The organism is Pseudomonas sp. 313 (genome assembly GCF_000316965.1).
Lineage (GTDB): Bacteria > Pseudomonadota > Gammaproteobacteria > Pseudomonadales > Pseudomonadaceae > Chryseomonas > Chryseomonas benzopyrenica.
Map to the genome: position 1 here is coordinate 229,852 of NZ_ANBZ01000072.1, position 14,420 is coordinate 244,271.

21 protein-coding genes and 1 pseudogene are annotated in these 14,420 nt (G+C 66.9%); all 22 read right to left on the reverse strand.

The window, feature by feature from the left end; genetic code table 11:
• Positions 1-13: 13 nt before the first annotated feature.
• Positions 14-1,183, reverse strand: a complete 1,170-nt coding sequence (locus C722_RS0117005; RefSeq protein ID WP_017641666.1) for a phage tail sheath protein — start codon at positions 1,181-1,183, stop codon at positions 14-16.
• Between the two features lie 101 nt (positions 1,184-1,284).
• Entirely contained in the window at positions 1,285-1,566 is a 282-nt protein-coding gene (locus C722_RS0117010; protein ID WP_017641667.1) for a hypothetical protein, read from the reverse strand.
• Between the two features lie 8 nt (positions 1,567-1,574).
• On the reverse strand, positions 1,575-2,969 hold the full coding sequence (locus C722_RS0117015; protein WP_017641668.1) for a phage tail protein: 1,395 nt from the start codon (positions 2,967-2,969) through the stop codon (positions 1,575-1,577).
• Between the two features lie 2 nt (positions 2,970-2,971).
• On the reverse strand, positions 2,972-3,466 hold the full coding sequence (locus C722_RS25485) for a DUF1353 domain-containing protein (protein WP_017641669.1): 495 nt from the start codon (positions 3,464-3,466) through the stop codon (positions 2,972-2,974).
• Positions 3,463-3,987, reverse strand: coding sequence for a DUF4376 domain-containing protein (locus tag C722_RS25095; protein WP_017641670.1), 525 nt, complete (start codon positions 3,985-3,987; stop codon positions 3,463-3,465). The genes C722_RS25485 and C722_RS25095 overlap by 4 nt, the downstream gene beginning before the upstream one ends.
• A gap of 2 nt (positions 3,988-3,989) precedes the next feature.
• The gene (locus C722_RS0117030; protein ID WP_017641671.1) at positions 3,990-5,603 is read right to left on the reverse strand and encodes a hypothetical protein; all 1,614 of its coding nucleotides are present in this window, start codon (positions 5,601-5,603) and stop codon (positions 3,990-3,992) included.
• The gene (locus C722_RS0117035) at positions 5,596-6,231 is read right to left on the reverse strand and encodes a phage tail protein I (protein WP_017641672.1); all 636 of its coding nucleotides are present in this window, start codon (positions 6,229-6,231) and stop codon (positions 5,596-5,598) included. The genes C722_RS0117030 and C722_RS0117035 overlap by 8 nt, the downstream gene beginning before the upstream one ends.
• Positions 6,224-7,147 (reverse strand): baseplate J/gp47 family protein, encoded by a 924-nt coding sequence (locus C722_RS0117040; protein WP_017641673.1) that lies wholly within the window; start codon positions 7,145-7,147, stop codon positions 6,224-6,226. The genes C722_RS0117035 and C722_RS0117040 overlap by 8 nt, the downstream gene beginning before the upstream one ends.
• Positions 7,147-7,488, reverse strand: a complete 342-nt coding sequence (locus C722_RS0117045; protein WP_017641674.1) for a GPW/gp25 family protein — start codon at positions 7,486-7,488, stop codon at positions 7,147-7,149. The genes C722_RS0117040 and C722_RS0117045 overlap by 1 nt, the downstream gene beginning before the upstream one ends.
• Positions 7,485-8,078 (reverse strand): phage baseplate assembly protein V, encoded by a 594-nt coding sequence (locus C722_RS0117050; RefSeq protein WP_017641675.1) that lies wholly within the window; start codon positions 8,076-8,078, stop codon positions 7,485-7,487. Before C722_RS0117050 ends, C722_RS0117045 begins: the two co-directional genes overlap by 4 nt.
• 61 nt (positions 8,079-8,139) lie before the next feature.
• A complete protein-coding gene (locus C722_RS0117055) occupies positions 8,140-8,589 on the reverse strand; it encodes a phage virion morphogenesis protein (protein WP_017641676.1) in 450 nt (149 codons plus the stop codon).
• Positions 8,582-9,112 (reverse strand): phage tail protein, encoded by a 531-nt coding sequence (locus tag C722_RS0117060; protein ID WP_017641677.1) that lies wholly within the window; start codon positions 9,110-9,112, stop codon positions 8,582-8,584. The genes C722_RS0117055 and C722_RS0117060 overlap by 8 nt, the downstream gene beginning before the upstream one ends.
• On the reverse strand, positions 9,109-9,366 hold the full coding sequence (lysC, locus tag C722_RS26570) for an Rz1-like lysis system protein LysC (protein ID WP_026083911.1): 258 nt from the start codon (positions 9,364-9,366) through the stop codon (positions 9,109-9,111). The genes C722_RS0117060 and lysC overlap by 4 nt, the downstream gene beginning before the upstream one ends.
• Positions 9,290-9,643 (reverse strand): annotated as a pseudogene (locus C722_RS26760) (LysB family phage lysis regulatory protein); the annotation flags it as partial. The gene lysC and the pseudogene C722_RS26760, both read right to left, overlap by 77 nt.
• Positions 9,640-9,846 (reverse strand): hypothetical protein, encoded by a 207-nt coding sequence (locus tag C722_RS0117070; RefSeq protein WP_017641680.1) that lies wholly within the window; start codon positions 9,844-9,846, stop codon positions 9,640-9,642. The pseudogene C722_RS26760 and the gene C722_RS0117070, both read right to left, overlap by 4 nt.
• Positions 9,843-10,667 carry an N-acetylmuramidase domain-containing protein gene (locus C722_RS0117075; protein WP_017641681.1) on the reverse strand — a complete coding sequence of 275 codons (825 nt, stop codon included), beginning with the start codon at positions 10,665-10,667 and terminating at the stop codon, positions 9,843-9,845. Before C722_RS0117075 ends, C722_RS0117070 begins: the two co-directional genes overlap by 4 nt.
• Positions 10,664-10,978, reverse strand: a complete 315-nt coding sequence (locus C722_RS0117080; RefSeq protein ID WP_017641682.1) for a phage holin, lambda family — start codon at positions 10,976-10,978, stop codon at positions 10,664-10,666. Before C722_RS0117080 ends, C722_RS0117075 begins: the two co-directional genes overlap by 4 nt.
• A 12-nt stretch (positions 10,979-10,990) precedes the next feature.
• Positions 10,991-11,215, reverse strand: a complete 225-nt coding sequence (locus tag C722_RS0117085) for a tail protein X (RefSeq protein WP_017641683.1) — start codon at positions 11,213-11,215, stop codon at positions 10,991-10,993.
• Positions 11,215-11,676 carry a head completion/stabilization protein gene (locus C722_RS0117090; protein ID WP_017641684.1) on the reverse strand — a complete coding sequence of 154 codons (462 nt, stop codon included), beginning with the start codon at positions 11,674-11,676 and terminating at the stop codon, positions 11,215-11,217. Before C722_RS0117090 ends, C722_RS0117085 begins: the two co-directional genes overlap by 1 nt.
• Positions 11,677-11,778: 102 nt before the next feature.
• On the reverse strand, positions 11,779-12,480 hold the full coding sequence (gpM, locus tag C722_RS0117095) for a phage terminase small subunit (RefSeq protein WP_017641685.1): 702 nt from the start codon (positions 12,478-12,480) through the stop codon (positions 11,779-11,781).
• 3 nt (positions 12,481-12,483) lie between these two features.
• Positions 12,484-13,500: a phage major capsid protein, P2 family gene (locus C722_RS0117100; protein WP_017641686.1), complete on the reverse strand. Its 1,017-nt coding sequence runs from the start codon at positions 13,498-13,500 to the stop codon at positions 12,484-12,486.
• Positions 13,501-13,528: 28 nt separating this feature from the next.
• On the reverse strand, positions 13,529-14,374 hold the full coding sequence (locus tag C722_RS0117105; RefSeq protein WP_017641687.1) for a GPO family capsid scaffolding protein: 846 nt from the start codon (positions 14,372-14,374) through the stop codon (positions 13,529-13,531).
• Positions 14,375-14,420 lie beyond the last annotated feature (46 nt).

Below are 14,420 nucleotides of genomic sequence, written 5' to 3' on the forward strand. Positions count from 1 at the left end.
CGGGTGATCAGGATCAGGCGTTTACGCGAGTCGCGAAGTCGGCCAGGTAGCGGTCGGTGATGCGCTGGCGCAGGGTCATGTCTTCCAGCGGCGGGACGGGGGTGTAGTCGTAGTCGAGCCACAACTTGCCGGCCTTGAGGGTGCTGGCATCGTTGGCGTCGGCGTCGTACCAGCACTCGCCGCCCAACAGGTAGCCCTGGCGGGTCAGCTCGCGGAATTTGGCGTTGATGCCCTCGACGATGTCGCGCACCAGGCTGGGGTGCATCGGCCGGTCCACGGCCCAGAAATGCGCCTCGGCCATGGTGTCGGCCAGCACCTGGGCGGTGCGGGTGTAGTTCTCGAAGGCGAACAGCGGATCATCGCTGCAGGTACGCGAGCCCCAGAAGCGGTAGCCCTCGTGGTTGATCAGCGTGGTGACCTCGTTGCTGTTGAGGTAATCGCTGTCGGTGGCGGTGTTCTGCAGGTCCCAGAAGACATCCTTGGAAACGCCGGTGACGCCGGCCACGGCGACGTTGGACAGGGTCTTGTGCCAGCCAGTCTCCTGGTCGATCTTGGCGCGCAGGCCCAGGGCGCGGGCGGTGGCGGCCGCGGTGACGGTCTTGTTGTCGGCGGTGGACCAGGCCAGGAAGTCCGGCCAGTGGAGCATCAGCTCGCGGGCGGTGAACTGGTTGCGGTAGGCGACCGCGTCTTCCTTGGTGGCGCAGCCGTAGCAGCTGGCATAGACGAAGGCGCGCAGCTGCTTGGCGATCGGCAGCAGGGCGGTGGTCACGGCCTGGGTGTCGAGCCCGGGAATGCCCAGGATGCGCGGCGTCACGCCGAGCTGGGCTTTGGCGGCGAGCAGCGCCTTCATGCCGGTGTACTTGCCGGCCGCGGAAACGCCACCGATCAGGTTGGACTGCAGCTCAGCCGCGCTGGCGCCGTCCGCAACTCGGACCACGACCACGACGGGCTTGGACTGGTCGGCGATCGCCTGTAGCGAGGTGGCTAGAGTGCCCTTGGTGCCGGCTTTGCCGACAGCCGCCTGGACGTTGGTCAGTAGGACGGGCGTGTCGAGCGGGAAGGTGGTGGCATCGGCGTCGCTGCCGGTGCAAACCATGCCGATGATGGCGGTGGAAACGGTGGAAATGGAGCGGGTGCCCTGATTGAGCTCGAGGACACGCACGCCGTGATGAAAGTCAGCCATGGAGGGTAAGCCTGCGCAGGTGGGTAGGTGACGCTGCACAGGCTGGCGGATCCGCGCGCGCGGGTCGCGGGGCGGGGTTTGTAGCGGGCGCTGCTACACAATCAGGCAGCGGTGATGAGGCTGGCCACGTCCGGGTTGGCGGCGAGAAAGGCCTTGAGCTTGTCGACCGGATCCTCGGCGTCGAAGGCCTTCGGGCGGTTGACCAGACGCCAGGCGGTGCCATCCCAGCGCGGCCACTGACTGTCCTCCCAGGTGGCGGGCGGCGGCGTTTCCACGCAGCGCGCCGGCAGGTGATAGACGCCGGGCTCGAGCGGCGACTCATCGGCGGAGGTCTGGCCCTGGTAGAAGCCAGCCTGGTCGGTTTGATAGACGATCTTGTCCATGGGTTGCCTCAGTACTTGATGATGGCCAGCAGCGCGATGTTGCGCGGGCGCGCCTCGCTGCCGCCGCTCGGGTCAATGGTGACGACGTGGATGTGGTCGCCGTTGGTGCTGGTGTTGTAGTTGGTCGTGCGGTCGGTGAAGTTGTTGCCGCCGGACAGGCCGCTCGAGTTGGTCAGGTAGGTATCGGTGTCGGAGTAGACGTGCGAGTGCGCGCCGGCCTGGGAGGTCTTGCCGGTGTGAGCGTGCTCCTGGTTCTGGCTCGCCTGCGCCGTCCCCATACCGCGGCCCTTGTCGACGCCGCGGCCGTCGTCCAGGCAGCGGATGAATTCGCCGCGCAGATCCGGCAGGTTGAAGGTGGTGAAGCCATCACCCTCGCCGTGATAGGTGCCCAGGGCGGCGAACAGATCGGCGTAGGCGGTGCGCGAGATCGCAGCGCCGTTGGCCTTGAACCAGCCGGCCGGGGCGGTGGTACCGGCGAAGTAGCCGACCGTGCCGGCCGGTACCCGGGTGATCAGCGCGTCCACCTCGCTCTTGCTGTAAAGCTCCAGGTTGGCCCGGGCCTTGGCCTTGTCCGGCACGTCAGCCAGGTTCTGGGTCTTCATCAGCGGATCAAAGAAGGTGCCGAGAGGGTCGTTCTGAGCGAGGACGATCTTGGTGCCGGCGGCGTAGCTGCTGGTGAGCTTGAGCGCGGTGCTGCTGGTCGCGCTCCACTCCTCGCCAGCGCGCAGGCGGTTGCCGGCGACGTAGACCGCCAGACCTACGGTGGTGGTCTTGGCCAGGTTGACCACGGTCTGGTTGGCGGCGAGGGTCTGGATCTCCTCGATCGAGCGGACGGTGACGTTCGCCTCGGTGGGATCGGTCCAGGCGTAGTCGCCGTCGGTGTTCGTGACCTTGGCCAGCACCTGGCGCGCGGTACCGCCTGGAATGATCAGGGCCTTGGCGAAGGTGTTGAGCACCCAGGTGTGGCTGGCCACCGCCAGGTTCGGATCCACCTGCAGGGTGATCACCGAAGCATTCGAGACCAGGAATTGCACGCGCAGCACGGCGTCCGAGTAGGCGCCCTCGCCGGCCAGCGGCTTGTAGGTGTCCGGCAGGTTGCCGACCACGAATAGGCTGCCCTGGTCGTCATAGAGGCCAACCTCGCGGAGGGTAAAGCCGCCGGTAGCTGCAGGGATGACGATCTCGGCGATGAAGCCCCGGGCATCGTCCGGATCCTGGTAGACGCGGTTGATGGTGGTGCGATAGCGCTCGCGCACCAGCTGGGTCATGCCCTCGGCCGGAGTCACCAGGTTGCCATTGCCGTCGCCCACGGCGGCGTGGGTCAGGTTGATGGCGACGCCGGCAGCCTCGGCCTGGGCCAGGCGCTTGAGCCCGTAGGCGGTGTGTATCGTGTGGAAGTCCATGATCAGCCCTTGCTGCCGGTGTGGTAGTGACTGGCCCCGCCGAGGCGTGGCCCGATCCAGAAAATGAAGGCCCGCCAGCGCGCTTCGCCCTCAGCCCGGCAGGCGCGGTACAGCACCGCGTCCGCCGCAGCCCGGGGCAGCTGGCCGGTGCGGTAGAGGAAGTCGTGGACGAAGGCCGCCAGCACGGCGTAGCCGGCCAGGGCGGCATAGATGCCGGTGGCGGCCAGGCTGGCCCACAACAGCGGATCCGCGGCCGCCCGCAGAGGCAGCAGCAGGGCGCAGAGGGCGCCGGCCACCCAGGCCAGGATGGCCAGGATCAGAGCCCAGCGCGCGACCTCGCGCAGAAAGCGGATCGATGCCAGGTCGCTGCGCTCGCCAACGGGTACGACGATCCGGCCGTAGACCGGGTCGACGAAGACCAGCGGCTCGACCAGCTCCCAGGTCCAGCGGTCCACCTGGCGCATGGCCGGGCGGCTCTCGAAGTGGCCCTTGCTCATACCGGCCACCCTTGCTCGAGCATCGTCGCCTGGTAGGTGCCGTCTTCGACCGCATCGGCCAGGTCGGCCTCGCGGTTGAAGCAGGCCTGGACGTGCTTGCGAACGGCGTCGGCCAGGGCCAGCAGCTGTGTGGCGGATAGCTCGACAAAGCCGCCGGCGGTCTTCCACTTCACGCTATAGGCCGGATCGCGGTCTGCGGCCAGGGCAGCGCCGGTGATCAGGTTCTGGCTGTCGCGCGAAGTGTCGATCGGCAGACCCTGGACGGTGATGCCTCCAGTTTCGACGGTGAAGCGCTTGGCAGCGATGGCAGCCAGCTGCTCCGCCTGGGACGGTACCGGCGCCTCGGGGGCCTTATCGGTCACAGCCCAGCCGGATCCTGTCCAGACCACCACGGCGCCGGCCTTGACCTTCGGCGGGGCGGTCGGCGTGCTGCGCTCGGGGATGCCTGCCATCGGGTCGGCCTGGATGGAGCCAACCAGGACGCCATCGGCGCCCCATTGATAGAGGGTGATGGTGTCCATGGTTATTTGGCCTTGACGAAGGTGGCGAAGGGAGCTGGCTGGGCGAGCGATTTCGGGACGCGAAATTGCGTCTTGACGTCGTAGGCGGGCAAATTACGAGTGATGCCGCCAGAGTTACTGCTCACGCAGTACCAAGTCGACAATCCGTCCGTACACATGGCCGCTGGATAGTTGGTAGAGGTGTTTATATTGGCCGCAGTGGTGATCGAAACCCCAGAGGCATGGGAGGCATCTAGCGCATAGTTGATACGCCAAGTGCCGGCCGTGTAGCCGGCGCACAGAGCGATACCGTCTCGGCCGAAAACTACAGGCTGGGGATACACCGGCGAGCCAAGGCTACCCATCGTCCACCAGCGCCAGTTAACGCCGTCAGCGCTTAGCCCGCCGACGCAGTAGTAGGTGTTTGAGATCCCGTAATAGCCGGTAACCGCCAGGATGCCGCCAGAAAAGCTAAGGCCCTGAATGACGATTGAATAGTTTCCGCCGTACAGGGGCGGAGGGGCCTCGACCCAGGTCAGGCCGTTATCAGTTGACTTGATGAGTTTGTTGCTGGCTTGGACGGCATACCAAGTTGAGCCGGTCGCGTAGGTGATACAGCGGTAAGTGCTGCTTGTGATGGCGTACCGAATCCAGGTAGTGCCGTTGTCAGTCGACCTGTAGTAAAACGAGGCATTTCCGCTGGCAATCCAGGTGCCTTTGCCGTCGGTTGCTATGGACACCGTGTACCACGACACCGCGTCAGGCAGGCTCCCGGCGATTTGCCACGTCAAGCCGTTATCCGTGCTGCGGATGATTTGGCCGGTCGAGAGAGCAGCCGTGCTGCCTGCCAACCAGACGCCCTTCCCATCGGTCGCAAGCGCGCAAAGGCTCCCAGATAGGGGCGAAGCGATAGAGGTAAACGTTGCGCCGCCATCGCCACTGCGGATGATTTTCGTATTGGCCGAGTCGTAACTTAGAAGCACGCCGTTTGCCACGCCGAAGAACGCCTGGTATCCGCTCGCCCCGCCGGTATTGGTGTTTGAGGGCGAAACTTGCGCCCAGGGCGCCGTAGTGTTGTCCGACTGCAAAAGGCCCAGCTTGGCGAACAGGTCGGGATAGCTGGCTTGCAGATAGTTCGTGCCGTCTGGAATCCACGATGCATCCGGCGCGCCTCGCACAGTGGTCAATAGGTCGCCGACGCCTGGCTTCCAGTACGCGCCGACCAGATTTTCCGCCCAGCCCTTCGTAGCCGGGTGGAGCGGGTCGGTCGGATCGCCCGCCAGCTTGAGCGGGCCAGTCATGGTGCCGCCATCCTTGGCGAGCTTGGCCTTGTCAAGGTCGGCGATGGCCTTCGCGTTGTCTGCGATGCCCTTGGCCTGGGTGGTCAGGGCAGCATCGACCGTGACCGTACCGAACCCAATCAGCTTCGCGCCGCCGGTGCCCTTGAGGGTGTCGGCCGTAGAGCTGGCCGCGGCGATCGCAGCCGCAAGACGGGAGACCACGCTTGGCAGCGTCTCCACCTTCTTGCCGTCGACGGTGATGTAGTAGCCCGCGGCGTTGCCATTGGTGAAGTCGGCGATACGCGCCTCATTCCCCCGGAAGCGGGTGATTACCTCGGGTAGGGTCAAGTCAGCCATTTTTCAGTTCCAGCGCCTGGACCAGGTCCACGTTGGTGAGTTGGTGCAGCCCGGACTCAGCCAGGACGAAGCCAGGCTCCAGGGCGGCGTATTGGGTGTCGGAGGGGCGAATCGTCAGCTCGAAGCCGGCAGTGGTGACGGCGCCCTGGTAGGCGCGGCTCTTGGTGGCGACGCGCAGCTCGATGGTGTCCAGGTGCGAGCGCAGGTTCTTGGCCGCCTCAACGACGGGCATAAAGCGCAGCGCGCTGCTGTTGGGCACGCCGATCTGGTCGACGTCGATCAGCAGACGGAAGGTGCCGGGCTTGCCGGGCGGATCCTGCTGGTACCACTCCTGGACGCGGATCGGGAAACCCAGGGCGGCCAGGGCGTCCTTGATGGCGCCGAAGGTGCCCTTGGTGCGGTGGACCTGGATGCTCGCGCGGATGGTCTGGCGCTTCTGGTTCTCGCTCCATTGCGGGTCCCAGGCGTCGACGGATAGGGCCCAGGCGAGCCAGGGCAGCTGCTCAGCCGGGGCGGTGTTCGGGTCCCAGACCGACCGGGTGGGCACCGGCACGTCGCTGATGGCGCTGCCGGTTTCAGCCAGGCGCCGTTCCAGGTCCGTGCTGTTGGGTGGCAGCAGCTCAGACATTGGTAGCACCCGCCACGGTCAGGGTGACGCCGGTCAGGTTGCTGGCTTCGCCATTGCCCAGCACCAGGCTGGCGGCGGGCTGGGTGAGCTTGACCGCCTGGACGCCGGACTGGTGCAGGGCCTTGTACAGGCCAGACAGGGCGACGTCATAGCCAATCTTTTTCACGCTGGCGGCATAGTCCTCGACCGCCTTGTAGGCGGCGGCGACCACGACATCGGAATCCGGGCCGTCGTAGAGGGTGAGCTCGGCGTTGACCTGGTAGTCCACGATGTTGGCCGACAGCACGGTCACCTTGTCAGTGAGCGGCCGGACCTTCTCGGCGTTGAGCGCAGCGGTGACCTTGGCCAGCAGTTCGGGCGAGGCCAGGCCGGTGCCCAGGCGCGACAGCACGTAGATGGTCACCTGGGTCGGCGCGGGGCTGATGGCCTGGACGTCGCGGACGTTGCCATCGGCGGACAGCCCGTGGAAAACGTAGCTGCCCTGGCTGCCGGCGGTGGTGTAGCCCTCGGGCGACAGCTGGATCCGCGCGCGGAAGTCGTCGTCGGATTCGTAGACGGCAGCGGTGGGCGGCACGGCGTTGGGATTGGCGGCCTTGAGCAGCAGGCGGGTCACGCTGAAATTCGCGCCCAGCTGGTCCAGGTCGGTGCCCACGGCGAAGGCCAGCATCACGCCGCGGGTGGCATCGTTGACCCGCTGGCGGAGCACCAGCTCGCGATAGGCGTTCTCCTGGAGCAGCTTGTTGACCGGATCCGACTCCAGGGCCAGGCGCTCGCGGATGGCGGCGCGCTCGGCCGCAGGGTAGAGGCTGATGAGCCGCTCCTTGCGGGCGGTGAGCAGAGTCTCGAAGTCCAGGGTCTCGACGATAGTCGGGGCCGGCAGCTGGCTGAGGTCGATGGGGCTGAAGGTGTCGACCATTACAGGCCTCCCAGGGTTAGCGGTGCGCGCAGGCTGACGGCGGCGTCGTTGACGGTGCTGTAGCCCTCGAGGTCAACGAAGGCCTGGCCCGGGGCGTCGCCCAGGCTGATGCCGATGTAGGTGAGGTTGAGGCGGGGCTCCCAGCGCAGCAGGGCAGTCACGGCGGTGGCCTTGGCCTGCAGGGCGAGGGCGGGATTGAGCGGCTGGTCGAGCAGGCTGAACAGGTCGCAGCCGTAGGCGCGGCGCATGGTCCGAGTGCCGATCGGCGTGGTGAGGATGTCGGCCACAGACTGCTGCAAGTGCTCGAGCTCGGTGACGGTCAGGCCGTTGGTTCGGTTCATGCCGTGGGCGCTCCAGTCTGGCCGCTGCCGGTCTGCACGCCGCCGTGGGGGTGCTTGACCAGGCTGATGCCAGCGGCGACCACGTCCACGCTGACGGTCACCTTGCCAGTGACGTTCTGGTTGCCGGTCTGGGTGTAGTCGCCTTGGTGGTTGATCGGGCCGACGATGTTGATGCCGCCGGTGCTGGTCAGGTCGGTGACGCCACCCTCGGGCAGGATGGCGCGCAGGCGATGGGCCACGCTGTCGTACTCAACGACGGCGCCGTCCGGGTAGGTGCGGCGGTGCAGGCCGGCGCGATCGCCATTGGCAGGAATGAGGGCGCTGAACAGGCCGGTAATGGCGATGCCCTGGGCGGTCTGGCCGCTGGGGCTGAGGACCAGGACCTGTTCGCCCACGGTGGGCGGATCCCAGTCTCGGGTGGTGCCAGCGCGCAGGGCGGCCCAGGGCAACCAGCCGGTCAGCAGCTCGCCGCTCTGAACCCGAACCCGGGCAGGGCGCTTGTCTGGGAGACTGCCATGGTCGACCTCGGCAACGGTGCCAAGGCGGAACAGGTTCTCGATGAGGCGGGAAAGGGCGGCGATATCGGTCATGCCGCGGAGGATGGCGGCCGCGCGCGCGAGGTGCAGCCGGGCGGTTGTGTAGCGGCGGTCGCTACAAACCGAGGACGTCCAGAAGCGAGTCGCGCAGCTGCTGCAGGTCCTGGTCAGATAGGCCGAGCAATTCGCGGCGAGCGTAGCGGACCTCGGAGGCTCCGCGTTCGGCGCGGTCTTTCAGGCCGTACTGGTGGACGCGGGCGATGCGGGAGACGCGGCCAGCGAAGCCGATCACCGCCTGTTGCGGCGAACCCTTGGCCTTGAGGTAGCGGGCCATCTTGAGCCTCTCGAACATGCGCCGCTTGATCCGTCCCTTCTTGCCTCGCAGATCCCGCGGCTTGCGCGCCTCGAACGGCGAGCCATCGGGGTTTACCTGAGCGCGGATCCGCTGTTGCTGGCTGCGGCGCAGTTGCTGGGCAGCCTTGCGGGCCAGTTGGGCTCGGCCGCGGCCATCGAGCTTCTGCAAGAGCGGCGAGAGCCAGGTCTCCAGCGCCTCGAAGTCAGCCACGGCTGCGGCCCGGATGTGGCGTCTCCATGGCCAGGGCATCGCCGGCGGATCCCGATTGCCATTCGGCAAGCAGCTCGCCATCAGCGAAGACCTGCCAGGTGCCGGGCTCCTGGTACGCAGTGCAGGGCCGCTCTGGTACGTGCTCAAGCTGATAGGTGTCGTCCGGCTGGCGTTTCACGATCACGCGCTCGGTGAGCGGCAGGGTGATGGCCAGATCTACCTTGGAGTTGTCCAGGATGTCGGCCTCGAAGCCGATGCCCTGGGCGGACTTGTCCAGGTTGACCAGGAGCTCGGACTGGTTCGTCCGGACCCAGGCCAGGAGCGGCAGCATCACCGCGTCTGGGTGGCCGGCGAAGTCAGTGAGGATGATCTGCAGCTCGTAGCCGTACTCCCAGGACAGGCTGGCCGCCGCGGTGCAGCGCAGCTTGCCCTTGTCGATGAAAACCAGCAGCCGGTCCGGGCTGTGGCGCAGCTCCGGCACGGCGGCGAGCAGGTGAGCGCGCAGGCTTTCAGGCTTGTTCATGGGCGCGCCTGCTGGGCGTCATAGACCATATCGACCTTGGCAGCGCAGTCGGCCCAGGCAGCTTCCAGGACCTCGCTGTCGTCCAGGAGCTCGCCGTTATTGCGCGGGTCGGTCGACGGCAGCTGGCAGCGCGTTACCACTGGACAGCCACTCACGGTAAGCCGTGGCTCCTGTGAGGACGGGCCGCTGGCGCAGCCGGCGAGCAGCAGCAGGCAGAGGCTGGCCAGCCCAAGCCTTGAGGTCGGCGTTTTCATCTTCGAGCTCCTGGATCCGGCGCTTGCGGACATCAATCTCGCGGCGCAGGTCTTTCTGGGTGGTCTGCAGCTGGGCCTGGGCGGCCCGCTGCTCGGTGAGGGTGTCGGTGAGGTGGTCGCGCTCGCCGGTCAGCTGGGTGACCTGGTCCTCTGCGGCCTTGCGCTTCTGGTTGGCCTGGTCGACACGCAGGCCCTGCCCATAGAGGGTCAGGCACAGCACGGCGATCGTCAGGACCAGGGCGAGCGCGAAGAGCGCCTTCTCCTTCCAGCCGATCATTGGCGGTACCAGCCAGCGCGGTTCATCGCCGCCTGGTCCAGGTGCTCGAGCTCGCCGATCACCACCACAGCCCGCACGCCCGGCTTGGCGGTCTGGATGGCTTCGCAGAGGCGCTCGGCTTCTTCAAAGGACGCGCCGGCCGGCAGGATGAAGACCTCCCCATCCTGCGGCTCGAGGCGCTGCACGTCGGTGACGGGTGTCATGCGGCGTCCTTAGCCGGGGCGGCGGCGCTGTAGCGGGTGAAGGCGCGCTCGAGCTTCACGTCGTAGAGGTTGCGGGCGTAGGCCGGGCCGTTGTAGCCGCGGGCGAAGTCGGCCCACTTGCCAGCCTTGAGCGCCTTGAGCAGCGCGGGCTCCGCCTTGACGAAGCGGACGAAGGCGTCGAGCTGCTCGGCTTCGCTGGTCTGCATGCGGGTGACGAAGTCCTGGACGCTGGCATATCCCAGGTCCTGCCAGTGGTAGCCCATGACCTGGAACAGGCCCCAGCTGCACGACTCCAGCGCGCAGGCCTCGTCGATCTGGCGGGCCGAGGTCAGGCGCTGCCACTCGGCCGCGCCGCCGACGTAGCCGCCGGACTTCGGGTTGATCAGGTTCGGATTGAGCGCGGCCAGACGATCGGCCTGGGCCTGGCCGTGGGCCTTGACCAGGCGCTGGTAGAAGACGTGGCGCTCGAACAGGATCACCACCCGGCCGTTGTCCAGAAAGCCTTCGCCCTTGGACTCGACCTCATTGACCGCCTGGACGGCCGCGACGGGTACGCCCAGGGTCTTGGCGGCGAGCTCGAGGTCGGCGTAGCCCAGGTGGAGCGGATCGCGCTTGCCCAGCAGGGCGGCGAAGGTCTTGGGGCCTGCGATACCATCGGCCACCAGGCCGACCGAGCGCTGGAAGGCTTCGACGGCCTGCTCGGTGCCTTCGTCGAAGTCGCCGTCCAGGTCGACGGTGAAGCCGGCCGCGGCTAGGGCTTTCTGCAGGTCGCGCACGGCCAGGCCGTGGGCGCCGATGAGAAGGATCTTGGGCTGGTTCATTGCGTTTCTACCTTGCGTTCGACGAAGCGTTTAGCCGCGGCGCGAGTGCCCTCAACGCCCAGCAGTCCGATGATTCCGCCCCAGAAGGGGCCGGTACTGGCAGGGATGCCCAGCAAGGAAAGGCCATGGCTGGCGGCCAGGGCCAGGGCGCCACAGAGGGGCGCTTCGAGCAGCACGCGGCGCAGGGTGCCGCCGCTGTAGGCGATCCGGAGGCCCGCGATGACGCAGGCGACCATGGCGGCGTAAAAGGCGGGCCAATTGTGTTCGAGCCAGGTGGCAAACCAGGCCCAGGATTCAGGACGGTCAGGCATGATGTTTCTCATCTAGTCCCAGAGGCTGACCGGCTGCTGCGCGGCGATGCCGGCAGAGACCTGGGCGGGGGCGTCTGGCAGGGTGATAGGGGTGCCGATCGGCAGGATGGGGCCCAGCTCGGCCAGGCCCGGGTTGGCTTCGAGCGCGGTCTCGGTGACGTCCTGGGTGCGCCCGTAATGCCGCAGGCAGATCCGGTCCAGGGTGTCGCCTTGCTGGGCGCGCATGACGGTGGCCATCAGATGAGCTCCACAGTGGTCCGGGCCAGGCCCAGGAAGTCGCGGATGGCCCAGCGCTGATCGCGTCGGTAGTCGTCGATGGTTGGGGTCTCTGCCTCGGCATCCTTGTCACCCTTGGCAGTGCTGTCATAGCTGCGGTACCGCTCGGCGACCTCGGCCGCGGTCGCGGCGTCGATCGCACGCAGGTACAGATGGGCACGTTCGCTGACGCCGTCGACCTGGGAGCCGGGCACCACGGCCAGGGTAGCGTAGCCACTGGTAGCCTGAGCGAAGCGATAGCCAGCGAGCTCGCGGTTGACGCTGATGGTCGCGGCGATCACCGCGGCTTTCAGCTTCTCCGTGGTGACGCTGCTGTCGATGCGCAGCCGGGCGCGGACCTGGTCCAGCTCGATCGCTGGCCAGAAGGGATCGGACACAACCTGACCGCTGGCGACGGTGCCGCCTGCAACGAATCCGCTCATGGTGCTGCTCTCGAATGGGTCGCCGGTGGTCGGGGCTTCACGGTCCCAGGCTAGGCCTGGCCGATCCGCCCCGAGCCGGCGGGGTTGCGGGGGACCGCTCGGTTAGCCGCCAGGGGCGGCATGTTTCTTGACCAGGCGCTCGGCCCGTTCCAGGTCTTTCTTGCCGCCACAGCGGTCGTGCAGGCCGATCGCCTTGCGTAGCATCTCGATGGCTGAGACCAACTGGCCTGGACGGCCGGGTCGATCCTCGTCGACGTCGGCCAGCTCGGCCCGGCCGATGGCCAGATAGAGCTTGGCGCGCGCCTCGTCGGGCATGTCGTGCTCATCGGTGAGCACGGCAGTGCGGACCAGGATGTCCAGGTCGAAGGGCTGGCCGGCTTTCTGCGAGGCCAGCGCGCCCTCGGCGACTTCCTCAGCGATCAGGCAGCCCGGGGCGCGCTCGAAGCGATCGGGCATCAGCAGGCCGTGGCGCAGCACGTAGGCGGCGATATCCAGAGCGCCGGCAAATTCGCCGGCATCGATGCGCCAGATCATCACGGTGACCAGCACCTCATCCTGGGCGCCGTTGCCGCCCTCGAGCACGCCGCTGACATAGTCGGCATACGCGCCCAGCAGCTGCCGCTTGAGCTCGGCCTTGGCCTGGGTGGATTGCACCTGCTTGAGTCGCAGCCGGTCCTGCAGCAGCTGAGCCAGCTGCTGCTCGTACACGGTACGACCCGCCATGGTTTCGGCTGGCCCGACTGCCGCGGCGGCAAGTGCCGCTGCAGCTGCCAGGAAGTGCCGTTTCGCGGGAGAGGAGGCCATGACTTATACGCCCGTCTCGATGTTTTCGATCAGGCAGCCGAAGCCGTAGTCCTCGACCACGTAGGCGTCGTTGCTCGATTCGTAGTTCTCGATGCGGTTCTTCTCCGGCGTTTCCTTGACGAAGCGGCGACGGCCACCGGTCTGGAAGTAGATCGCCAGGTTTTCGAGCGAGGTGATGAGCATGCCCTTGTCCGGGCAGTAGGGGACCTCGACCGGCTGTAGGCCGCCCATGCGCTTCTGAGCCAGGATCAGGTCGGTGGCCAGCTTCTCGCTGGGTGCCTGCTCGCGGTTGACCAGGGGGAAGTACTTGTCGTGGACCAGGTCGCGGCCGAGGATCACCACCAGGCCCGGATCCTTGCGGTACCAGGGGTCGATCAGGTTGCTGACCGCGTCGAAGACCAGGGCATCCAGGTTGTTGTAGTCGGCGTCGGCGCCGGTGCCGATCACGACTTTGCCGGCGGTCTTGCCCGACTTCAGCACGCGCTGGGGCGCGTTGTTGCGGTACTGCTGCAGCCAGCCGATGTTCACGTCCTGCAGCAGCGGGTTGGTGGCGCGATTGGTGGTAGCCGCAGCGCTGGTGCCGTTGAAGCCGATCATCAGGCGATCCAGGGCCTGGCGCTTGACGATGGCGTCACGCAGGCGCGCCTGGAAGTCCGGGAACTTGGCCCAGGCGTCCAGCAGCGAGTAGGGTATCGCGGTGTCGAAGTCGGTCTTCTCGCACTTGTAATCCTGCTTGTCGGTGCTGGACACGTCGCGCGGATTCCGGCTGGCCGAGCCGCTGGTATCGGTACGGCTGGCGATGGTGCCGGAGACGCCCAGGCCGACCTTTTGGCCGAGCAGCTCGTCGACGGGAATCAGGTTGATCTTGCTCAGGAAGTCACTGGACTCCTGGATGCGGGTTTCCAGCTTCTGCTGGACGGTGGGGTCGACAGCGAAGGTGGCGCCCGCCGAGGACACACCGCTCAGTGCGGCGACTTGGGCCAGGTATTGGTTGAACAGGGCACGGGTATCGTTACGCATGGATCTCTCCGGGAAAGTGAACGGCTGATCAGCAGTCGGTCAGGGTCTTGCCATCGCCGCCGGTGACCGGAGGGCGTTTGGTCTGGTTGGGGTCTTGGGTCTGGCTGAGCTGCACCTGCAGGGCGGTGAAGTCGGCCTGCAGCTGCGCATGCTTGCCGGCCAGCTCGGCGAAAGCGGTTTCGGCGTTGGTGAAGCGGCTGTCCTGCTCGCGGACGTGCTCGGCCACTGCGGTCACGGCGGCGCCGAACTGAGCGAACTCGCCTTCGGTGCGCGCTTCCTTGCCCTTGAGCAGGTCGGTGACCTTGGCCAGGAGCATCACGCCCAGGCTGGGCTTGTCCTCGACCTCGGCGAAGGTCAGGGCGGTCTCTTCGGCCACGGTGAAGAGGTTGTCGGCGTGCTGCTTGCGGTCGGCGTAGGGGTTGCCGGCGGGGTTGGCCGCGGCGAAGGACAGCACGTCGGTACCCAGGCTGGCCGGGCTGTCGGTGATGCCCAGGCCGACCAGGTAGGCGGCGCCGGTGTCGGCGAACTTGGGCGAGATCTCGATCGAGGTGTAGATCTTCTGCTTGGCCTTGTTCATGGCCACCAGGTCGGCGGTGGGCTCGATCTGGGCGAAGAGGGCCAGCTTCTTCTGGCCGTTGATCTCGACCTCTTCGGCCTTGACCGCCACCACGTCGCCGTAGGCCTTAAAGGGGCTGTCGGCCACGCTGCTGCGGATGTGTTCCATCCAGATGCGAGCGCCGTAGGTCTTGGGGTTGTAGCTGGCCGCGGCCTGCTCGATCCAGGCGCGCTCGATCTGACGGCCATCGCTGGTGGCGCCTTCGACGGCGACACGGAAGAAAGGAGAGCGGAGTTTGGGGGTCTTGGGGTCGGCCATGCCGGGGATCCTCAGAGGCTTAGCGGGAGTGCTTGGGCGATGAGGG

Excerpts from the sequence above, each read along its gene's own strand:
- C722_RS0117070 (WP_017641680.1), bottom strand. The coding sequence starts at position 9,846 with ATGACACCCGTCACCGACGTGCAGCGCCTCGAGCCGCAGGATGGGGAG.
- C722_RS0117040 (WP_017641673.1), bottom strand. The coding sequence starts at position 7,147 with ATGGTCGACACCTTCAGCCCCATCGACCTCAGCCAGCTGCCGGCCCCG.
- C722_RS0117080 (WP_017641682.1), bottom strand. The coding sequence starts at position 10,978 with ATGCCTGACCGTCCTGAATCCTGGGCCTGGTTTGCCACCTGGCTCGAA.
- C722_RS25095 (WP_017641670.1), bottom strand. The coding sequence starts at position 3,987 with ATGGACACCATCACCCTCTATCAATGGGGCGCCGATGGCGTCCTGGTT.
- C722_RS0117015 (WP_017641668.1), bottom strand. The coding sequence starts at position 2,969 with ATGGACTTCCACACGATACACACCGCCTACGGGCTCAAGCGCCTGGCC.
- C722_RS0117100 (WP_017641686.1), bottom strand. The coding sequence starts at position 13,500 with ATGCGTAACGATACCCGTGCCCTGTTCAACCAATACCTGGCCCAAGTC.
- C722_RS0117005 (WP_017641666.1), bottom strand. The coding sequence starts at position 1,183 with ATGGCTGACTTTCATCACGGCGTGCGTGTCCTCGAGCTCAATCAGGGC.
- C722_RS0117045 (WP_017641674.1), bottom strand. The coding sequence starts at position 7,488 with ATGAACCGAACCAACGGCCTGACCGTCACCGAGCTCGAGCACTTGCAG.
- C722_RS25485 (WP_017641669.1), bottom strand. The coding sequence starts at position 3,466 with ATGAGCAAGGGCCACTTCGAGAGCCGCCCGGCCATGCGCCAGGTGGAC.
- C722_RS0117060 (WP_017641677.1), bottom strand. The coding sequence starts at position 9,112 with ATGAACAAGCCTGAAAGCCTGCGCGCTCACCTGCTCGCCGCCGTGCCG.
- C722_RS0117085 (WP_017641683.1), bottom strand. The coding sequence starts at position 11,215 with ATGGCCACCGTCATGCGCGCCCAGCAAGGCGACACCCTGGACCGGATC.
- C722_RS0117050 (WP_017641675.1), bottom strand. The coding sequence starts at position 8,078 with ATGACCGATATCGCCGCCCTTTCCCGCCTCATCGAGAACCTGTTCCGC.
- C722_RS0117105 (WP_017641687.1), bottom strand. The coding sequence starts at position 14,374 with ATGGCCGACCCCAAGACCCCCAAACTCCGCTCTCCTTTCTTCCGTGTC.
- C722_RS0117075 (WP_017641681.1), bottom strand. The coding sequence starts at position 10,667 with ATGAACCAGCCCAAGATCCTTCTCATCGGCGCCCACGGCCTGGCCGTG.
- C722_RS0117030 (WP_017641671.1), bottom strand. The coding sequence starts at position 5,603 with ATGGCTGACTTGACCCTACCCGAGGTAATCACCCGCTTCCGGGGGAAT.
- gpM (WP_017641685.1), bottom strand. The coding sequence starts at position 12,480 with ATGGCCTCCTCTCCCGCGAAACGGCACTTCCTGGCAGCTGCAGCGGCA.
- C722_RS0117090 (WP_017641684.1), bottom strand. The coding sequence starts at position 11,676 with ATGAGCGGATTCGTTGCAGGCGGCACCGTCGCCAGCGGTCAGGTTGTG.
- lysC (WP_026083911.1), bottom strand. The coding sequence starts at position 9,366 with ATGAAAACGCCGACCTCAAGGCTTGGGCTGGCCAGCCTCTGCCTGCTG.
- C722_RS0117035 (WP_017641672.1), bottom strand. The coding sequence starts at position 6,231 with ATGTCTGAGCTGCTGCCACCCAACAGCACGGACCTGGAACGGCGCCTG.
- C722_RS0117010 (WP_017641667.1), bottom strand. The coding sequence starts at position 1,566 with ATGGACAAGATCGTCTATCAAACCGACCAGGCTGGCTTCTACCAGGGC.